Here is a 22,249-nt window from a genome sequence, read left to right as displayed (position 1 = left end):
CGCGCAGCGCGTCGAGCACCTTTTCAGGCGTGGCCATGGTTTCAGCTCCAGGGGTGGGTCATCGGGAATCGGTACCGTCCAGCGCCAGCCGCACCAGCGCTTCGGCGTCCAGCTCGTCCAGGTCGTCGCCGGGGTCGGCGGCGGCGTCCTCGAGCCCGGCCAGCTCCAGCAGCGCCGACATGAGGCCGGCGTCGCGGAACTTCGCCAGCGGCACGGTGGCCAGCGCCGCCCGGATCCGGGCTTCTTCGGGGTCGGCCGCGGCGCCGGGCCGCAGAACTTCCAGCAGGTGCGCGGCCAGCGCCGCCGGGGTCGGGTGGTCGAAGACGACCGTCGCGGGCAGGGTCACGCCGGCCGCCGCCGCGAGGCGGTTGCGGAACTCGACCGAGGTCAGGGAATCGAAGCCCAGCTCGGTGAACGGCCGGGCCGCCGGGACGGCGTCGGCACCGCGGTGCCCCAGCGCGACCGCCGCCTCGGCGCGGACCAGGCCCAGCACCGTCCGCTCGGCCTCCGCCGGGGACAGCTCGGCCAGCTCTTCCCGCCGGTCGCCGTCGGCCACCGGTACGGCCGCTTCGAGAACCCGGCGCGCGTCCGGCACCCCGAGCAGGAAAGCGCTCGGCCGGGCCGAGGTGAATGCCGGCACGAACCGATCCCAGTCGACGTCGGCCAGGGTCAGCGTGGTCTCGTCCCGCCCGACCGCGCCGGCGAGCGCGCGGACGGCGAGGGCGGGCCGCAGGGTGCGCAAACCGCGGCGCCGCAAGTAATCCTCGGCGTCGTGATCGGCCGCCATGCCGCCGTCGGCCCAGGGGCCCCAGGCGAGCGCGGTCGCGGTCCGGCCGGCAGCCCGGCGGCGGCGGGCGACCGCGTCGAGGTGGGCGTTGGCGGCCCCGTACGCGGACTGGCCGCCGCTGCCCCAGACCCCGGCGATCGACGAGAACAGCACGAAGGCGTCCAGTTCGGTGTCACCGAGCAGGGCGTCGAGATTCTCGGCGCCGGCCACCTTGGCGGCCAGGATGTCCGCGAACGGCGTGAGATCGGTGTCTTCCAACGGGGTCGCTCCCCCGGTGCCGGCCGCGTGGACGACGGCGGTGAGGTCGTCGCGGATGCCGTCGAGCACCTCGGCGAGGGCGGTGCGATCGGCGACGTCGCAGGCCGCGATCGTGACGTCGGCGCCCAGTGCGGTCAGCTCCGCCCGGAGGTCTTCCGCGCCCGGCGCCTGGCCGCCGCGGCGGCTGGTGAGGACGATCCGCTCCGCGCCGGCGGTCGCGAGCCAGCGGGCGACGTGGGCGCCGAGCGCGCCCGTGCCGCCGGTGACCAGCACCGTGCCGCAGGGCTGCCACGGCCGTCCGGCGGGCGCGCCGGTGACCGGGACGAGCCGCCGGACGAGCCGTCCGTCCCGCAGCGCGACCTGGTCCTCGGCCGGGTCGGCCAGTGCCTGGACGAGAAGTTCGCCGGTCCGGTCGTCGAATTCCGCGGGCAGGTCGACCAGGCCGCCCCAGCCGGCCGGGCGGTCGAGGGCGGCGCTGCGGCCGAGCCCCCAGACCTGGGCCTGGACGGCGTCGGGGGCCGCGTCGGCGGGGCCGGTCGTGACGGCGCCACGGGTGACTGTCCACACTGGAATGCCGTTGACCGCCCGAAGGAGGGCGAGGGTGTCCGCTACCCCGGGCGAGACAACGTCGGTTCCCGGCGTGAGCGCTAGCAGGGACAGGACGGCGTCGGCTGTTGCTTCGGCCAGATCGGCTTCGGTGGGGTCGTCCAGCCGCGTGACCGTGACGCCGTTCGCGGTGAGGGCCGCGGCGATGCGGTCGCCGAGGGCGGTTTCCGTGGCCGGGACGGCCAGCAGCCAGGTGCCTTGCGGCGTCGCTCCGGTTTCGCGGGCCGGTTCCCAGGTGACCCGGTAGCGCCAGGAGTCCACAACGGACTCTTCGTCCCGCTGGCGTCGCCAAGTCGACAACGCGGGCAGCAGGGCGGTCAGGGATTCGCGCTGGGCCTCGTCGATCGCCAGCGCGCCGGCCAGCTCGCCGACGTCCGCGCGTTCGACCGCCGACCAGAACGCGGTGTCCGCGGCGGGTGCGGGGGCGGCCGGTTCGAGCCAGTAGTGCTCGTGCTGGAAGGCGTAGGTCGGCAAGGCCACGCGCCCGGCGGGCGCGAAGACCGCCGAGAGGTCCGCGGCCGCGCCGTTCGCGAACAGCGTCGACAGCGCAGTGAGCGCCGCCGCTTCCTCCGGCCGGTCTCGGCGCAGCGACGGCACGACCACGGCGTTCTCGGACACGTTCTCGCGGGCCATCGAGCTGAGCACGCCGTCCGGGCCCAGTTCCAGGAAGAAGCGGGCGCCCTGGGCTTCGAACGTCGCGACGCCGTCGGCGAACCGGACGGCTTCACGGACGTGCTCCACCCAGTAGTCCGCGGTGAACGGCTCGGCGAGAGCACCGCTCACATTCGAGATCACCGGTATCTCCGCCGGGTGGTAGGTGACCTTGTCGGCCGCCGCGCGGAACTCGTCGAGCATCGGGTCGAGGTGCGGTGAGTGGAAGGCGTGGCTGACGCTGAGCCGCTTGGTCCGCACGCCGCGGCCCGCGAACTCCGCGGCGAGGGCGAGGACTTCGGGCTCGTCGCCGGAGACGACGACCGAGGCCGGGCCGTTGATCGCCGCGATCGACACCCGGTCGCCCAGCAGCGGCAGCACCTCGGCCTCCGGGGCGGCGATCGACACCATCGCGCCGCCCTTGGGCAGCGCCTGCATCAGTGCGGCCCGGGCCGAGACGAGCAGGCACGCGTCTTCGAGGGAGAACACCCCGGCGACGTGCGCGGCGGCCAGCTCGCCGATCGAGTGCCCGGCGACGAACGACGGCCGGACGCCCCACGACTCGAAGAGCCGGTACAGCGCCACTTCGACGGCGAAGAGAGCCGGCTGGGTGAAGCCGGTCTCGTCCAGGCCCGGCGCGTCGCCGAAGACGACGTCCCGGACTGGCACGGTGAACTCGGCGCAGATGGTGTCGAAGGCCGCTGCGTAGACCGGGTAGCGGTCGTACAGCTCACGGCCCATGCCGACGCGTTGCGCGCCCTGGCCGGTGAACAATATGGCGAGCTTGCCCGGCGACGCCGTGCCGCGGACGACGCCGGGGGCGGACTCGCCCTTGGCCAGGGCGGTCAGGCCGGAGAGCAGTTCGTCGCGGCTGCCGCCGAGCACGACCGCGCGGTCGTCGAAGCGGGTGCGGGTGAGAAGTGCCCCGGCGACCGCCGACGGCGGAGCATCGTTGACCGCGGCCGCCAGTTTGCGGGCCTGGGCTCGCAAGGCCGGTTCGCCCTTGGCCGACAGCGTCCAGGCGATCACCGGCGGTTCCGGTGCGACAGTCACAGCCGGTGTCGGTTCGGTGGGCAGTTCCAGAATCGCGTGGGCGTTGGTGCCCGAGATGCCGAACGCCGAGATCCCGGCCCGGCGCGGATGCCCGGTGGCCGGCCACGGCCGCTGCTCGGTGAGCAGCTCGACCGCGCCCGCTTCCCAGTCCACCCGGGACGATGGCGCGTCGACGTGCAGGGTCTTCGGGAGCACGCCGTGGCGCATGGCCATGACCATCTTGATCACGCCGGCCACGCCCGCGGCCGATTGTGTGTGGCCGAGGTTGGACTTCAGCGAGCCCAGCCACAGCGGTTCCTCGCGGTCCTGGCCGTAGGTCGCCAGCACCGCCTGTGCCTCGATCGGGTCGCCGAGGGTGGTGCCGGTGCCGTGTGCTTCCACCGCGTCGACGTCCGAAGTGGACAGACCGGCGCTCGCCAGCGCCGCGCGGATCACGCGTTGCTGGGAGGGTCCGTTCGGCGCGGTCAGGCCGTTCGAAGCGCCGTCGGAGTTGACGGCCGAACCGCGCAGGAGCGCGAGGACCTCGTGGCCGTTGCGCCGGGCGTCCGACAGCCGCTCCAGCACGACCATGCCCGCGCCTTCGCTCCAGCCGGTGCCGTCGGCCGAGTCCGAGAAGGCCTTGCACCGGCCGTCCGGGGACAGGCCGCGTTGGCGGCTGAACTCGACGAAGATGTCCGGCGTGCCGAGGATCGCGACACCGCCGGCCAGCGCGAGGTCGCATTCGCCCTGGCGGAGGGCCTGGCCCGCCAGGTGCAGCGCGACCAGCGACGACGAGCACGCGGTGTCCACGGTGACCGCGGAACCCTCCAGACCCAGGTGATACGCGACCCGCCCGGACAGCACGCTGCCCGCGTTGCCGGTCATCAGGTGCCCTTCGACGCCGTCCGTGGCGGCGGTGGCACCGGCGGCGTACCCGGAGTGGGCGGCGCCGACGAACACGCCGGTGTTGCTGCCTCGCAACGTGCCCGGCTCGATCCCCGCCCGCTCGAAGGCTTCCCACGAGACTTCCAGCAGCAGCCGTTGCTGCGGGTCCATCGCGAGCGCCTCGCGCGGCGAGATGCCGAAGAACGCGGCGTCGAACTGCGCGGCGCCGGGCAGGAAACCGCCCCCGGACGCGTAGAACGTGCCCGGGTGCGCCGGGTCCGGGTGGTACAGCTCGTCGACCGGCCAGCCGCGGTCGGCCGGGAACCCGCCGATGGCGTCGCGGCCCTCGGCGACCAGCCGCCACAGTGCATCGGCCGAATCGACGTCCCCGGGGAAGCGGCAGCTCATCGCCACGATGGCGATCGGGTCGTCCTCCCGGCTCCGCGTCCGGGCGGCCGGCGCCGCCGCGGGGGCCGCGCCCGCCAGCTCGCCGTACAGGTGACCGGCGAGCACCTCGGGGTTCGGGTAGTCGAAGACGAGCGTCGCGGGCAGCGTGCGGCCGGTCGCGGTGGCGAGCCGGTTGCGCAGCTCGACCGCGGTCAGCGAGTCGAAACCGCTGTCCTTGAACGCCTTCGCGGGGTCGACCGCGTCCGGGCTCGCGTGTCCCAGCACCGCCGCGACGTGCTTGCGGACGAGGTCCAGCAGCCGCTCGCGCGCCGCTTCGGGGTCGAGGCCGGCGAGCTGCGCGGCCCAGCCATCGTCGGCGACGGCGGTCCGCACGCTCCGGCGGACGGGCGTGCGGACGAGCCCGCGCCACAACGGGGCCAGGTCTTCCGCGGCGCGCAGCGCGGTCAGGTCCAGGCGCATCGGCACGGCGACCGGCCGGCCGAGCCCGATCGCGGCGTCCATCGCGGCGAGGGCGTCCTCTGTGGACAGCGGCCGGATGCCGGCGCGCTCGATGCGGCCGCGGTCGCGCTCGCCCAGCTTGCCGGTCATCGCGCTGCCGAGGGCCCACTGGCCCCAGGCGAGGGAAACCGCGGGCAGGCCACGGGAACGGCGTCGGGCGGCCAGCGCGTCGAGGGCGCTGTTCGCCGCGGCGTACCCGCTTTGCCCGGCCGCGCCGACGATCCCGGCGACCGAGGAGAACAGGACGAACCAGGCCAGGTCGTGGTCCCGGGTAAGCCTGTCGAGCGCCTCCGCACCGTCCACTTTGGCGCGGAGCACGGCGGAAACCCGTGCCGGTGTCTGCGCTTCGAGCACGCCGTCGTCCAGTACGCCGGCCGCGTGCACCACCCCGATCAGCGGCTGCCCGGCGGGGATCGCCCGCAGCACGTCCGCCACGAAACCGGGCTCGGCCGCGTCGCCGGCGGCCACGACCGCCTCGACGCCGAGCGCGGTCAGTTCGTCGACGAGCCCGGCGGCACCGGGCGCGTCCACGCCCCGCCGGCCGACGAGCACCAGCCGCTCGACGCCGGGGCGGCGGGCGAGGTGCCGGGCCACGGCGGCGCCGAGCGTGCCGGTACCACCGGTGACGAGCACGGTGCCGGCCGGTTCGGGCCGCGGCAGCGTGAGCACGTTCTTGCCGATGTGCTTGGCCTGGCTGACGAAGCGGAACGCCTCCGCGGCGCGGCCGAGGTCCCAGGCGCGCACCGGCAACGGCGTCAGCTCACCGCGGCCGAAGGCGGCCAGCAGGTCGGCGAGGATGGCGGCGATCCGGTCCGCGCCCGGGTCGCCGAGGTCGAACGTGTGGTAGCCGTCGCCCTCGCGGACGTCGGTCTTGCCCAGCTCCACGAACTGCCCGCCGGGCTTCAGCAGCTCCAGCGAGGCGTCGGTGAACGCGCCGGTCAGCGAGTTCAGGACGACGTCGACGCCACCGCGGAACTTCTCGCGGAAGTCCAGCGTGCGCGAGCTGGCCAGGTGCGCGTCGTCGAGGCCGAGCGAGCGCAGCACGGCGTGCTTGCCTTCGCTCGCGGTCGCGAACACTTCGGCGCCCTTCCACCGCGCCAGCTGCACCGCGGCCATCCCGACGCCGCCGGCCGCCGCGTGCACGAGCACCGACTGGCCCGCTTCGAGGCCGCCGAGGTCGAACAGGCCGTAGTAGGCGGTGACGAACGCGACCGGGACGGTCGCCGCCTCGGCGAACGTCCACCCGCCGGGGATCGGCGCCAGGCGGCGCGCGTCGGCGGTGGCCCGCGGCGCGAAGGCGTCGTCGACGAGGCCGAACACGCGATCTCCGACGGCGAGGTTTTGAACCCCCTCGCCGATCTCGACGACCACGCCGGCGGCTTCGGAGCCGAGGCGGGCCTCGGGGTCCGGGTACATGCCGAGGGAGATGAGCACGTCGCGGAAGTTCAGCCCGGCGGCGCGGACCTCGATCCGGACGTCGCCCGCCGCCAGCGGCGCTTCGGTCGTTTCGGTCAGCGCCAGGCTGTCGGTCGTGCCGCCGCCGGTGGTGCCGAGCCGCCAGGATTCGCTCGTCGGCGTCAGCGGCATGCCGGTCGCGCGGACCAGCCGCGGGGCCGTCGCGATGCCTTCGCGTAGACGCAGTTGCGGCTCGTCGAACGCGTCCACAGTGGACAGGAGGTCTTGCGAGCGCGGGTCGTCGTCGACGTCGGCCAGGAGGAACCGGCCCGGGTGTTCCGACTGTGCGGACCGCACCAGCCCGGCCACGGCCGCCGCGGCGAGGTCGCCGTCGGCCGCGCCGCGGGTGACGACGACGAGCTTGCCCGGCCGTTCTTCGGCGAGCCAGGCCTGCAGGCGGCCGAGGACCCGGCCGGTGGTCTCGTGCACGTCGCCGCCGGTGACCGTCGCGAAGTCGAGGTCCGCCTGGGAGGTGCCGGGGGCGGCGGTGACCTCGGTCCAGACCTGCTCGAAGAGCGTGTCCGGGACGGTGGCCGCGGCCGGGGCGACCGGGCGCAGCAGCAGCGATCCGACGGTCACCACGGGGGCGCCGGTGGTGTCCCACGCGGTGAGCGCGACGGCGTTCTCCCCCGCCGGGCTCAGCCGGACCCGGAGTTCGGTGGCGCCGGCGGCGTGCACCGCGACGCGGGTGAAGGAGAACGGCATCCGGGCGGCGCCGTCGTCCGGGGTGACAATGCCGAGGCCCAGCGGGTGCAGGGCGGCGTCGAGCAGGGCCGGGTGCACCGCGTACCCGGTGGCGTCGAACGGTTCCGGCAGCGAGACTTCGGCGAAGACGTCGGTGCCGTCGCGCCAGACGCTGATGAGGCCGCCGAAGGCTTCCCCGTAGGCGAACCCCATCGCGGCGAGCCGCGCGTAGAGCCCGGTGGTGTCGACCGGTTCGGCCCCCGCCGGCGGCCATTCGGCGGCACTTTCACGTGAAAGTGCCGCCTGGCTGACGCTGCCGGTGGCGTGCTGCGTCCAGTCGGCGTCGGCGCTCCGCGAGTGCACCGCGATCGGGCGGCGTCCCGCGGTGTCGGCCGGACCGGCGGATACCTGGACGGTGACCGCGCCGCGGGCAGGAAGGACCAGCGGGGCGGCGAAGGTCAGCTCGTCGACGACGGTGCAGCCGACCTGGTCACCGGCTTGGACCACGAGTTCGAGCAGCGCGGTACCGGGAACGAGCACGGTGCCGGACAGCGCGTGCCCGGCCAGCCACGCGTGCGTCTCCAGCGAGAGGCGTCCACTGAGGACGGTGCCTTCGTCGCCGGCGAGGTCGACGGCCGCGCCGAGCAGCGGGTGTTCGAGCGCGCCCACGCCGACCGCGCCGAGGTCGCCCCGGGGTGCTCCGGTGCGCGGCCAGTAGCGGTCGCGCTGGAACGGGTAGGTCGGGAGGTCGATGCGGCGGCCGCCGGGGAAGAACGGTGCCCAGTCGACGTCGATGCCGTGGACATGAACGGTGCTCAACGCGGTGAGCAGCGCTCTCTCTTCGGAGCGGTCTCGTCGTAGAGCACTGATCGCGGTTCCGTCGACCATCGCGCTGAGGACGCCGTCCGGGCCCAGCTCGAGGAAGACGCCGACGCCTGCGGCTTGCAGCGTGAAGATGCCGTCGGCGAAGCGGACTGCTTCGCGGACGTGGCGGACCCAGTAGTCGGCGGTGAACGGCTCGGCGAGAGCACCGCTCACATTCGAGATCACCGGTATCGTCGCGGAGCGGTAGGTCAGGGACTCGGCGACGGCGCGGAAGTCCTCCAGCATCGGGTCCATCAGCGGCGAGTGGAACGCGTGGCTGACGGTGAGGCGCTTGGTTTTCGGGAACTGCGCGGCGATCGCCAGGACCGCGGACTCCTCGCCGGAAATGACCACCGACTCCGGAGTGTTGATTGCGGCGATGGAGACGCCCTCGGTGAGGGTGATGGCCGACTCGGGGGCGGCGATCGAGACCATCGCGCCGCCGGGCGGGAGGGCTTGCATCAGGGAGGCGCGGGCGGAAACCAGGCGACAGGCGTCTTCCAGGGACAGGACACCGGCTACGTGGGCAGCGGAGATTTCGCCGATTGAGTGGCCTGCTACGAAATCTGGGCGGATGCCGAAGGACTCGACCAGGCGGAAGAGGGCTACCTCGACGGCGAAGAGTGCCGGTTGGGTGAACTCGGTGCGGTCCAGTAGGTCGGGGTCGGTGAAGGCCTTGCGGAGTGCGGGATCGAAGTGGGTGAGGATCTCGTCGAAGGCGGCGGCGTAGACGGGGAAGCGGGCGTAGAGAGTCTCGCCCATTCCGACTCGCTGGGCGCCTTGGCCGGTGAAGAGGACCGCCAGCAACGCGTCCGGGTCGGCTGTGCCCGTGATGATGTCGTCGTCCAGGAGCACCGCGCGGTGGTCCAGGCGGGCTCGGGTGGTGGCCAGGGAGAAGCCGATGTCGAGGGGGTTCGCGTCCGGGAGTTGGGTGGTCAGGGTGTCGAGCGCGGCGGGGGTGTGAGCGGAGAACACCAGCGGCAGCAGTGCGTCCGTCGGGGACGGCTCCGGCTGGGGCTCGGCCGCCGGGGCCTGTTCCAGGATCGTGTGGACGTTCGTGCCGCTGACGCCGAACGCCGACACGGCGGCCCGGCGCGGGCGGTCACGCTCCGGCCAATCGCGGGACTCGGTGAGCAGTTCGACGGACCCGGCAGACCAGTCCACTTGGGACGAAGGCGCATCGACGTGCAGCGTGCGCGGCAAGATGCCGTGCCGCAGGGCTTCGACCGTCTTGATCACGCCGGCCATCCCGGCCGCGGCCTGGGTGTGGCCGAGGTTGGACTTGACCGAGCCGAGCCAGAGGGGCTCGTCGCGGTCTTGGCCGTACGTGGCCAGGAGGGCTTGGGCCTCGATGGGGTCGCCGAGGCGGGTGCCGGTGCCGTGCGCTTCGACTGCGTCGACGTCCGAAGTGGACAAGCCCGCGTTCGCGAGGGCGGCTCGGATGACCCGCTGCTGGGAGGGGCCGTTCGGGGCGCTCAGGCCGTTGGACGCGCCGTCCTGGTTGACCGCCGAACCTCGAACGACGGCGAGGATCTGGTGGCCGTTGCGTTCGGCGTCCGAGAGGCGCTCCAGGAGGATCAGGCCGACGCCTTCGCCCCAGCCGGTTCCGTCGGCCGCGTCGGCGAAGGGCTTGCAGCGGCCGTCCGCGGCCAGGCCGCGCTGGCGGGCGAACTCCAGGAACGCCATCGGCTTGGCCATGATCGCCACGCCGCCGGCCAGCGCCAGCGAGCATTCGCCCTGCCGCAGCGCCTGGCTCGCCAGGTGCATCGCGACCAGCGCCGATGAGCACGCCGTGTCGACGGTGACGGCCGGGCCCTCCAGGCCGAAGGTGTACGACAAGCGCCCGGACATCACGCTGGGGGCTTCGCCGGTGAGCAGGTAACCCTCCGAACCGGACGGTCCCTGTTCGAGGTTCGAGCCGTAGCCGGAACTGCTGGCCCCGACGAACACGCCGGTCGCGCTGCCGCGCAGCGACGCCGGGTCGACGCCCGCGCGTTCGAACACCTCCCACGCCGTTTCCAGCAGCACCCGCTGCTGCGGGTCCATCGCCAGTGCTTCCCGCGGCGAGATGCCGAAAAAGCCCGCGTCGAAGTCGGCCGCGCCGGTCACGAAGCCGCCGACCTCGGCGAATTCCGCGTCGCCGAAGGAAGTCAGGTCCCAGCCACGGTCGGCCGGGAACGCGGTCAGCGCGTCGGTGCCGTCGGTGACCAGGCGCCAGAGGTCCTCCGGCGAACGCACGCCGCCGGGGAAGCGGCAGCCCATCGCGACGATCGCGATCGGTTCGTCGGTGGCGGCGGCCGAGGTGACGACCGCGGTTTCGGTGCGGCCCAGCAGCAGCCGGTGCAGTTCTTCGGCGAGCGCGGCCGGGGTCGGGTGGTCGAACACCAGCGTCGCGGGCAGGGTCAGCCCGGTCGCCGCGTTGATCCGGTTGCGGACCTCGACCGCGGTCAGCGAGTCGAAGCCCAGCTCCCGGAACGCCCGGCCGGCCGGGACCGCGGTCGCCGAGTCGTGCCCGAGGACCGACGCGGCCTGGCCGCGGACGAGGTCGAGCAGCAGCCGGCGGGCCTCGGCCTCACCCAGCTCGGCCACCCGGCGGGCGAGTGCCGGACGCTCCACCGAGGGCTCGTCCGCGGTGTCGAGCAGCGCCCGGACCTCCGGGATGTCTTCGATCAACGGACGCCGCCGCGACAGCGTGAAGCCGGGCGCGAACCGCGCCCAGTCGACGTCGGCCACGGCCAGGAAGACCTCGTTCGCGTCGAGGGCCTGGCAGAGCGCCTCCACCGCGGCTTCCGGCGCCATCTCGCGAAGGCCGCGGCGGCGCAGCTGGTCTTCCAGCTCGACGTCGCCCGCCATGCCCCCGCCGCCCCAGAAGCCCCAGGCGACCGAGGTGGCAGCGGCCCCGCGGGCGCGGCGCTGCTCGGCGAGGACGTCGAGGTAGGCGTTGCCCGCGCCGTACGCCCCCTGGCCGCCGGAGCCCCAGACACCGGCGTTCGAGGAGAAGAGCACGAAGGCGTCGACGTCGTCGCCGAGCAGCTCGTCCAGGTTGCGGGCGCCCGCGACCTTGCCGCCGATGACGTCGGCGAACTCGGCCGCCGTCGTCTCCAGCACGGGGGTCGCCTGCGGCAGCCCGGCGGCGTGCACGACCGCGCGCACCGGTTCGTCCAGCTCCGCCAGCAGCGCGCCGAGCGACTCGCGGTCGGCGACGTCGCACGCGGCGATCGTGACCCGGGTACCCAGCGCGGTCAGCTCGGCTTCGAGGTCCGCCGCGTCCGGCGCGTCCGGACCGCGGCGGCTGGTGAGCACCAGGTGCTCGGCACCGTCGGCGGCGAGGCGGCGGGCGACGTGCGCCCCCAGTGCCCCGGTGCCGCCGGTGATCAGGACCGTGCCGCGCGGCTTCCAGCGCTCGGCGGGCGGGGTGAAGGGGGCGCGGACCAGCCGCCGCGCCAGCAGCCTGGCCGGCCGGATCGCGACCTGGTCCTCGTCGTCCACTCCGGACAGTGCGGCGGCGATCAGGCCCGCGGTCGCGGCGTCCGGTTCGGCGGGCAGGTCGAGCAGCCCGCCCCAGATCCCCGGCAGTTCGAGCCCGATCACGCGGCCCAGGCCCCACGTCATAGCCTGCGCCGGACGCAGGTCGGTCCCGCCGCGGGTCAGCAGCCACAACGGCGTCTCGCCCGTGGCCATGGCCTGGGCCAGCGCGAGGTTCGCGGTGGCACCGGCGGGCAGGAAGTCCGCTTCCGGCGCGGGCGTTTCGTCCAGCGCGAGCAGGGAGACAACCCCGGCGAACCCGTCCGCGGCGGTGAACTCGGAGACCACGACGGGCTCGGCACCGTGGGCCGCCAAAGCAGCCGGGACACCGCAGTCGTCGTGTCCCGCCGGGACGACGACCAGCCAGCGCCCGGACAGCTCCGGAGTAGCCGGCGTGGCGACAGGCTTCCACTCGACGCGGTAGCGCCAGGAGTCCACTTCGGACGCGGCGCGGGCGCGCTCACGCCAGCGGGTCAGCGCGGGCAGGACTTCGGCCAGGGTGCTGCCCGGCGCCACGTCGAGGGTGCCGGCGACGGCGTCGAGGTCGAGACCGTCGACGGCGGCCCAGAAAGCGGCGTCCACCGGGTCGGCGGCCGACTGCGGCGCGACCCCCGCGTCGAGCCAGTAGCGGCGGCGCTGGAAAGCGTAAGTCGGCAGGTCGACGCGGTGGGCGCCGGGGAACGCGGGCGTCCAATCCACGGCGACCCCGCGCACGTGCGCCTCGCCGAGCGAACGCAGGAACCGCTCGTACCCGCCATCGTCGCGGCGCAGCGAACCGAGCGCCTCGACGCCGTCGGTCTCGCCGATCGCCATCGTCAGCACCGGGTGCGGCGAGGACTCGACGAACGTGCCGAACCCTTCCGCGGCGAGCGTGGCGACGGCGACGTCGAGCCGGACGGTCTCGCGCAGGTTCGTGTACCAGTACTCGGCGTCCAGCCGGGCGCCGTCGATCCAGGTGCCGGTGACGGTCGAGAAGAACGCGATGTCGCCGGTCCGCGGCCGGATCGGGGCCAGCACGTCGAGGAGTTCGCCGCGCAGCTGCTCGACCTGCGCCGAGTGGGAGGCGTAGTCGACGGGGATGCGCTTGGCCCGCACGCCGTCCGCCTCGCACGCGGTGATCAGCGCGTCCAGCGCGCCGGGCGTACCCGAGACGACGACGGCGGCCGGGCCGTTCACCGCCGCGATCGACAGCCCGTCGGTCAACCGTGCTTCCACCGCGTCCAGAGACGCCGCAACGGAAACCATGCCCCCGCCGCCCGCCAGCGCCAGGATCGCCCTGCTGCGCAACGCGACCACCCGAGCACCGTCCTCAAGGGACAACGCGCCGGAGACGACCGCGGCGGCGATCTCACCCTGCGAGTGCCCGACGACGGCGTCCGGCACCACGCCGAAGGAGCGCCACAGCTCGGCCAGCGACACCATCACGGCCCACAACGCGGGCTGCACGACATCGACCCGTGCCAGCGCCGAAGCGTCGGCCAGGACGTCCCGCAGCGTCCAGTCCACAAAGGAGGACAGAGCCGCCGCGCATTCGTCGAGCCGGGCGCCGAACACCGGCGACGACCCGGCCAGCTCCAGCGCCATGCCCGCCCACTGCGAACCCTGTCCGGGGAACACGAGCGCGGTCCGGCCGGTGACGGCGGTCCCGGTGACCACGTTCGGTGCCGGAATCCCCTCCGCCAGCGCGGAAAGTCCCGTCAGCAGCGCGTCCCGGTCTCCGGTGACCACCGCGCGGTGCGGGAAGGCGGTCCGGGACGTGGCCAGCGAGAAGGCGAGGTCGGCCACGTTGCACTCGGCCGCTCGTCCCTGCAGCGCAAACGCTTGCGCCTGCAGCGCCTCGGGCGATTTGGCCGACAGCACCCACGGCACCACCGGCGGCTCGGGCGTCGGCTCGACGTCGGCGACGTCGCCCTGCTCGAGGATCACGTGGGCGTTCGTGCCGGAGATGCCGAACGACGAGATCGCCGCGCGCCGCGGCCGCGGCCGCTCCCACGGACGCGGCTCGTCGAGCAACCGGACCGCGCCACTCTCCCAGTCCACATGGGACGAAGGCGTGTCCGCGTGCAGCGTCCGCGGCATCAGCCCGTGCCGCAGCGCCTGCACGGTTTTGATCACCCCGGCGACACCGGCGGCGGCCTGCGCGTGGCCGATGTTGGACTTGAGCGAGCCGAGCCACAGCGGCTCCTCGCGGTCCTGCCCGTAGGTGGCCAGCAGCGCCTGCGCCTCGATCGGGTCGCCCAGCGTGGTGCCGGTGCCGTGCGCTTCCACCAGGTCGACGTCCGAAGTGGACAGTCCGGCGTCAGCCAGCGCCGCGCGGATCACGCGCTGCTGCGCCGGTCCGCTGGGGGCGCTGAGCCCGTTCGAAGCGCCGTCCTGGTTCAGCGCGCTGCCGCGCAGCACGGCGAGCACCGGGTGCCCGAGGCGGCGCGCGTCGGAGAGCCGCTCGACCAGCACCACGCCCGCGCCCTCGGCCATGCCCATGCCGTCGGCGCCGGCGCCGAACGCCTTGCAGCGCCCGTCCGCGGCCAGGCCGCGCTGGCGGCTGAACGCGGTCAGCGACGCCGGTGTCACCATCACCGCGACACCGCCCGCCAGCGCCATCGAGCACTCGCCGCGGCGCAGGGCCTGCGCGGCCAGGTGCAGCGCCACCAGCGACGACGAGCACGCCGCGTCGACGGTGAGCGCGGGACCTTCCAGGCCGAGGGTGTAGGCGACCCGCCCGGACAGCACGCTCGACACGCTGCCGGTGAGCAGGTGCCCTTCGAGGCCGTCCGGGATGTCGCGCATCCGCGCGTGGTAGTCCTGGTAGTTGGCGCCGACGAAGACCCCCGCGGGCTCGCCGCGCAGCGTGGCCGGGTCGATCCCGGCGTGCTCGATCGCCTCCCACGAGATCTCCAGCAGCAGCCGCTGCTGCGGGTCCATGGCGAGGGCTTCCCGCGGTGAGATGCCGAAGAAGCCGGCGTCGAAGTCGGCGACGTCGTGCAGGAAGCCGCCGTGGCGGACGGTCGAGGTGCCCTGCTCGTCGGCGTCGCCGCCGAAGAGCTTCGCCAGGTCCCAGCCGCGGTCGGTGGGGAAACCGGAGATGGCGTCGCGGCCCTCGGCGACGAGGGTCCACAGGTCGTCCGCGGACCGCACGCCACCGGGGTAGCGGCAGCCCATGCCGATGATCGCGATCGGGTCGTCGGCGTTCGCGACCCGGGTCACCGCAACGGTTTCGGTGCGCGTGCCGAGCACCGCGTCCCGCAGGTGCGCGGCGAGCCGCACCGGCGTCGGGTGGTCGAAGACCAGGGTCGCGGGCAGCCGCAGCCCGGTCGCGGCGGCGATCCGGTTGCGGACGTCGAGCGCGGTCAGCGAGTCGAAGCCGAGGTCGGTGAACGGCCGGTCCGGCTCGACGGCGGCACCGTTCGCGTGCCCGAGCACCGCAGCGGCCTGCGCGCGGACCAGCTCGAGGAGCAGCCGGTCGGCTTCGTCGCCGGACAGCCCGGCGAGCTGCGCGGCCAGCGGGGTCGCGTCCGCGGTGGGTGCCTTCGCGGTTTCCTTCAGCCGCTTGACCTGCGGCAGGTCGTCGAACAGCGGCCTGGCGCGGCCGGCGGTGAACACCGGCAGGAACCGGGCCCAGTCGACGTCGGCGAGCACCGCGAAGGTCTCGTCGTGGCCGAGGGTTTCGTGCAGTGCGGCGACGGCCGTGGCCGGGTCCATCAGCGGCAGGCCGCGCCGGGCGAGCTGCCCGGTGTCGACGCCTTCGGACATCCCGCCCTGGCCCTCGATCTCCGTCGGGGCCCAGACGCCCCAGGCGATCGACGTCGCCGTCGCGCCCCGGGCCCGGCGCCGCTCGGCGAGCGTGTCGAGGAAGTTGTTGGCCGCCGAGTAGGCAGCGTGGTCACCGCTGCCCCAGACACCGGCGATCGAGGAGAACAGGACGAACGCGTCGAGGTCGTCGCCGAGCAGCTCGTCGAGGTGCCGGGCGCCCGCCACCTTGGCGCGGACGACCTCGGCGAACCCGGGCAGGGTCGTCTCGGTCACCGGTAGGAGCTCGACCGTGCCCGCGGCGTGGAAGACCGAACGGACCGGCTCGCCGAGGTCCGCCAGCAGCGCGGCGAGAGCCTCGCGGTCGGCGACGTCGCAGCGGGCGAGCGTGACGCGGGTGCCGAGCGCTTCCAGCTCGGCGGCGAGTTCGGCGGCACCCGGCGCGTCGGGACCGCGGCGGCCGGTCAGCACCAGGTGCGCCGCGCCTTCGCCGGCGAGCCAGCGGGCGACGTGCGTGCCGAGCGCCCCGGTGCCGCCGGTGACGAGGATCGTGCCCTCGGGCCGCCACCGCGCCGGCCGGGCCTGCTCGCCCTTCCCCGCGGTGTGCAGCCGCCGGACCCGGACGCCGCCAGGCCGCACGGCCAGCTGGTCTTCGTCACCGCGCGCGGCCAGGATCCGGCCCAGCCGGCCGAGTTCGGCCGCGGTGGGTTCGGCGGTGAGGTCGACGAGACCGCCCCAGCGGTCGGCGTGCTCCAGTGCGAGAACGCGGCCGAGGCCCCAGAGCAGCGACTGCTCAATGCCGGGCAGCTCGTCCGCGGGCCCGGTGCGGACCGCGCCGCGGGTCAGCACCCACAGCGGCGCGCCGATCCCGGCGTCCCCGAGGGCCTGGGCCAGCACGAGCGTCAGGATCAGCCCGGCCGGGCTCTCCGGGAAGTCCGGGTGTGGCCGTTCGTCGGCGGCGAGCAGCGAGACCACGCCGTCGAACGGCCCGGTCAGGCGCTCGGCCAGCGCGGCCCGGTCGGCGTCCGTGACCAGGAGGGTCTCGACGTCGGCGGTGCGGGCGAGCGCGTCTACGACGTCCTGGCCGGAGCCGTCTTCGCCGCGCACGACCAGCCAGCGCCCGGACGGCGCCGCGGCGGGCAGGTCGGCGGGCTTCCAGGTGATGCCGTACCGCCAGGAGTCCACAGTGGACTCCATGGTCCGGCACCGCCGCCACTTCGCCAAGGCCGGGAGGACCTCGTCGAGCGGGGTGTCGACGGAGACGCCGAGGGTGCCCGCGAGGCCGGCCGGGTCGTCGCGGTCGACGACGTCCCAGAACCGCGCGTCGGCGGGCGCGACCCGGCCGCCGTGGCCGTCTTCGGTGCGCAGCCAGAAGCTTTCGCGCTGGAAGGCGTAGGTGGGCAGGTCGACGCGGCTCGCGCCGGGGAACGCCGGGGTCCAGTCGACCTCGACGCCGGCGCAGTGCGCTTCGCCCAGCGCCAGCTGGAACCGCGCGAGCCCGCCGTCGCCGCGGCGCAGGGTGCCCAGCGCGGTCGCGGTCTCGCCGATGGCCATCGTCAGCACCGGGTGCGGCGACGCCTCGACGAACGTGCCGAAGCCGCGCTCGGTCAGCGCGCGGACGGCGTCGTCGAGCAGCACGGTGCCGCGGAGGTTCGTGTACCAGTAGGTCGCGTCCAGCTCGGCGCCGTCGGCCCAGTCGCCGGTCACGGTGGAAAAGAAGCCGGTGTCGGCGGTCCGCGGGGCGATCGGGGCGAGCACGCTCAGGAGCTCGTCGCGGATCTCCTCGACCTGCGCGGAGTGCGACGCGTAGTCCACCGGGATCCGCTTGGCGCGGACGCCGTCGGCCTCGCACGCCGCGATCAGCGCGTCCAGGGCCCGGGGTTCGCCCGAGACCACCACCGCGGCCGGGCCGTTCACCGCCGCGATCGAGAGCCCGTCAGTCAGCAGCGCCTCGACGGTCGCCCGCGGGGCGGCCACGGAAACCATGCCGCCGCGCCCGGCCAGCGCCAGGATCGCCTTGCTGCGCAACGCGACCACACGAGCACCGTCCTCGAGGGACAGCGCGCCCGACACCACGGCGGCCGCGATCTCGCCCTGCGAGTGGCCCACGACCGCGTCCGGGACGACGCCGTACGATCGCCACAGCTCCGCCAGCGAGACCATGACGGCCCACAACGCGGGCTGCACGACGTCGACTCGCGCCAAAGCATCGGCGTCCGCGAGCACATCACGCAGCGACCAGTCCACAAAGGACGCCAGTGCCGAACCGCATTCGTCGAGGCGGGCCGCGAACACCGGCGCGGACTCCGCCAGCTCCAGCGCCATCCCGGCCCACTGCGAACCCTGCCCCGGGAACACCAGCGCGACCTTGCCCGGCTTCCCGGCGACCCCGGTTACCACGGCGTCGTCCGGCGCACCACCGGCGACCGCGGCGAGCCCGCGGAGAAGTTCGTCCCGGTCGTGCCCGACGACGACGGCCCGGTGCTCGAACCGCGACCGCGTCACGGCCAGCGAGTAGCCGACGTCAGCGATTCCGTCCACATCGGACAACCGGGCAGCCTGCGCGTGCAGGGCTTCCGCCGTGCGGCCGGAAAGCACCCACGGGACGACCGCGGGCACCGGAGCAGACTCGGAAACCTCGGCGGGCGGCGCGGCTTCGAGGATCGCGTGGGCGTTCGTGCCGCTGATGCCGAAGGACGACACCGCCGCCCGGCGCGGGTGGTCGCGCTCGGGCCACTCGACGTCCTCGGCGAGCAGCCGCAGCGTGCCGTCCGACCAGTCCACTTCGGATGTCGGGCGCTCGGCGTGCCGCGACTTCGGCAACGTCGAGTGCTGCAACGCCAGCACGGCCTTCATGACGCCGGCGACGCCCGCCGCGGCCTGGGTGTGCCCGATGTTCGACTTCACCGAACCCAGCCACAGCGGCTGTTCCGGCGACCGGCCGCGCCCGTAGGTCTCCAGCAGCGCCTGTGCCTCGATCGGGTCGCCGAGCGGTGTGCCGGTGCCGTGCGCCTCCATCAGGTCGACCTGGCTCGCCGCCACGCGGGCGTTGGCGAGCGCGTCGAGGATCACGCGCTCCTGCGACGGCCCGTTCGGCGCGCTCAGGCCGTTCGACGCGCCGTCGGAGTTGACCGCCGAGCCGCGCACGACCGCGAGCACCGGGTGCCCGTTGCGCTGGGCGTCGGAAAGCCGTTCCAGCACCAGCATCCCGGCGCCTTCGGCGGCCCCGAACCCGTCGGCGTCGGCTGAGAACGGCTTGCACCGCCCGTCCGGGGAAAGCGCTCGCTGCCGGCTGAGCTCGATGAGGATGCCCGGCGTCGCCATCACGGTGACGCCGCCGGCCAGCGCGAGCGAGCACTCGTCGCGGCGCAGCGCCTGTACCGCCCAGTGCAGGGCGACCAGCGACGACGAGCACGCGGTGTCGACGGTGACCGCGGGCCCCTCCAGGCCGAGGACGTAGGCGATCCGGCCGGAGGCGACGCTGGTGATCGTGCCGGTGAGCAGGTGCCCCTCGACCGACTCCGGCACCTTGTGCGAGCTCGGCACGTAGTTCTGCTGCATGGCCCCGACGAACACGCCGGTGCGGGACGACTTCAGCGTCCGCGGGTCGATGCCGCCGCGCTCGAGGGCCTCCCACGACGTCTCCAGCAGCAGCCGCTGCTGCGGGTCCATCGCCAGCGCCTCACGCGGGGAGATGCCGAAGAAGCCCGCGTCGAACCGGTCGGCGTCGTGCAGGAACGCGCCACCGCGCATGGAGAACGTGCCGGGCCGCGACGGGTCCGGGTCGTAGAGCGACGCGAGGTCCCAGTCCCGGCCGTCGGGCAGCTCACCGATGACGTCCTCGCCGTCGGTCACCAGCCGCCACAACGCTTCCGGGGTCTCGATCCCGCCCGGGAAGCGGCAGCCCATGCCGACGATCGCGATCGGCTCGGTGTCCCGCGCCTCGAAGTCCCGCAACCGCTGCTTGGCCTGGCGCAGGTCCGCGGTGGCCAGCTTCAGGTAGTCGCGAAGCTTGTCCTCGTTCGACATGTGCCGTCAACTCCGTGCCTTGTCCGCGCCGCCGGGGTGGCGGCGCCGGCCCGATCCCGTCTCAGGACAGGTCGAGCTCTCGATCGAGCAGTGCGAAGATCTCGTCGTCCGACGCGGCGTCGAGCGGGGCGTCCCCGGCTTCGGGGCCGCCGGCGTCGTCCGCGCCGTCCAGCCGGAACAGCAGGTCGCGCAGCCGGACCTTGACCCGGCCGTGCAGCGGCGGGCCGCCCGCGTCGGCGAACAGCGCCTGCTCCAGCCGGTCGAGCCCGGCGAGGACGTCGGAGTCCTCAGTGGACGGTTGCAGCGCCGTCAGCAGGTGCGCGGCCAGCGCGTCCGGGGTCGGGTAGTCGAAGACCAGGGTGGTGCGCAGCTTGAGCCCGGTCGCCTCGGCGAGCCGGTTGCGCAGCGCCACCGCCGTGAGCGACTCGAAGCCCAGCTCGCTGAAAGCGTTGTCACCGTTGATCGCCGTATCCCGGCCGAGTACCTCGGCGGTGTGGTCGAGGACCAGGTCCAGCACCAGTTCGGCGCGGGCAGGCTCGGGCAGCCCGGCCAGCCTCGCGGCCAACCCGGGACTGGTACGCGTGACCGGTTCGGTGTGCGGGGCCCGGACGTACTCCGCCGGCAGCGCCCCGAGGACGACGTTTTCGGCGGAGAAAACCGGCCGCCCCACGGTGTCGGTAGCCGCCACCGACACCGAGTCCGGGCCGGTCGCCCGCAGCCGGACCCGCAGCGCCGGCGCCCCGGCCGTGTGCAGGGCCAGCCCGCTCCACGACGACGCGAGCCAACCCTCGGACTCCGCGGCGGCGGGGAACAACGCGACCGCCTGGAGCGCGGAGTCCAGCAGCGCGGGGTGGACGCCGTAGCCGGCCCCGCCCCCGGCCTGCACCGGCAGTGCCACCTCGGCGAACAGCTCGCCGTCGAGCGACCAGGCGCCGGTGAGCCCGCCGAACTCGGGACCCAGCTCGATACCGTGTGCCCGCAAGCGGTCCCGGGCGATCCCGGCGTCCTCGGCGACGGCACCCGGCGGCGGCCACTCGACCGGCTCGGGTGTCGCCGCCGCGCCCGCGGTCTCGGCCATGATCCCGGTCGCGTGCCGCGTCCACGGCCCGCCCTGGGCGGCCCCGACCGAGTCCGGCCGGGCGAACACGCCGATCCGGCGCGCCCCGGCGTCGTCGACCGGGCCGATCCGCACCTGCAGGCAAAGCGCCTCTTCGGCGAAGACGACCGGCAGGTGCTGGGTGAGTTCTTCGATCCGCGCGCAGCCCAGTTCGGACGCCGCGTGCAGGATGAGTTCGACGAGCACGGCCGAGGGCAGCACGGTCCGGCCGAACACGGTGTGCCCGGCCAGCCACGGCTGCTGCGCGGCGGACAGCCGGCCGGTGAACAGCCAGCCGCCGTCCTCGGCGAGTTCGACCGCCGCGCCGAGCAGCGGGTGCCCGGCGGCGAGCAGGCCGGCGGCGGCGACCGTGGCGTCCGATCCGGACTCCGGCAGCGTCACCGGCTCGGCGCCGCCGGGGAAGGCCGCGGTCCAGTCGACGCTCACCCCGGACACGTAGGCCGCGGCGAGCGAGCCGAGGAATGAGCGCGGGCCGTCCTCGCGACGGCGGATCGAGCCGAGCACCACCGCGCGGCCGTCGAGCGTGTCGATCGTGTCCTGCACCGCGACCGTGAGCACCGGGTGCGGGCTGATCTCGGCGAAGACGCCAAGCCCCTGCTCGACGAGCCCGCGGGTGGCCTCGTCGAAGCGGACCGGGTTGCGCAGGTTCCGGAACCAGTAGCGGGCGTCGAGCACCGAGGTGTCGAGCGGGCCTTCGGTCACCGTCGAGTGGAACGGGACGGCGGTGGACGACGGCGCGAGCGGGGCGAGGTCGGCCAGCAGGCGGTCGCGGATGCCGTCGATGTGCCGCGAGTGCGCGGCCAGCCCGACCGGGATGCGCCGGGCCCGCACGCCTTCGGCGGTCAGATCGGCCAGGAGTTCTTCCACCGCAACGGAATCACCGGAGACGACGACCCACGACGGCGCGTTCACCGCCCCGATGTCGAGCCCGTCCCGGCCCGCCAGCCGCGACCGGACGTCGGCGACCGGCAGGGGGACGGAGATCATGTCGCCGCGGCCGGACAGCGTGGCCTGCGCCTGGCTCCACCGCGCGGCCACCCGCATCCCGTCCTGGTGGGACAGTGCGCCGGTCGCGCAGGCCGCGGCGACCTCGCCGAGGCTGTGCCCGACGACGGCGGCGGGCTCGACGCCGTGCGCGCGCCACAGCGCGGCCAGCGCCACCATCACCGCGAACAGCACCGGCTGCACGACGTCGGCACCATCGTCCAAAGTGGGCGCGCCGGGACGGCCGTGCAGGACGTCCACAATGGACCAGTCGGCGAACGCGGCGAGCGCGGCGTCGCAGCGCGCGATCTCCCCGGCGAACACCGGCGACCACTCCAGCAGGTCCAGCGCCATCCCCGGCCACTGCGAACCCTGGCCGGGGAAGACGAACACGACCCGCTCGGCCCGCCGGGCGCTGCCGCGCACGACGTCGGGCGGGTTCTGCCCGGCCGCGAGTGCCTCCAGCCCGCGCAGGCCGCCGTCGCGCCCGGCCGACAGCAGCACGGCCCGGTGCGCCCGGCCGGTGTCCTCGGCGGCGACCGAGCGCGCGAACGACTCGAACGGCGTGTCGGGGTGCTCGGCGAGGTACCGCGCGAGGCGGTGGGCCTTCGACCGCAGGCCCGCCTTGCTGTCGGCGGAGACGATCAGGGGCACGACGTCGTGACCACTGCCGGTGTGCTCGTGCTCGGTCGTCAGGGTCGGGGTGGCCACTCGATACC

General features: G+C 74.4%; 2 protein-coding genes. Both read right to left on the bottom strand.

Going from position 1 to position 22,249, the window contains the following annotated elements; genetic code table 11:
- Positions 1-58: 58 nt before the first annotated feature.
- A complete protein-coding gene (locus H4696_RS50540) occupies positions 59-19,429 on the bottom strand; it encodes a type I polyketide synthase (protein ID WP_225956003.1) in 19,371 nt (6,456 codons plus the stop codon).
- A 61-nt stretch (positions 19,430-19,490) separates the two neighbouring features.
- Complete coding sequence (locus H4696_RS46465; protein WP_192782914.1) at positions 19,491-22,241, bottom strand: acyltransferase domain-containing protein; 2,751 nt, start codon at positions 22,239-22,241, stop codon at positions 19,491-19,493.
- Positions 22,242-22,249 lie beyond the last annotated feature (8 nt).

Origin of the sequence: Amycolatopsis lexingtonensis (genome assembly GCF_014873755.1) — a bacterium.
Lineage (GTDB): Bacteria > Actinomycetota > Actinomycetes > Mycobacteriales > Pseudonocardiaceae > Amycolatopsis > Amycolatopsis lexingtonensis.
The sequence above is the reverse complement of the archived record's forward strand: the minus strand, read 5'-3'. Positions and strand labels throughout refer to the sequence as shown.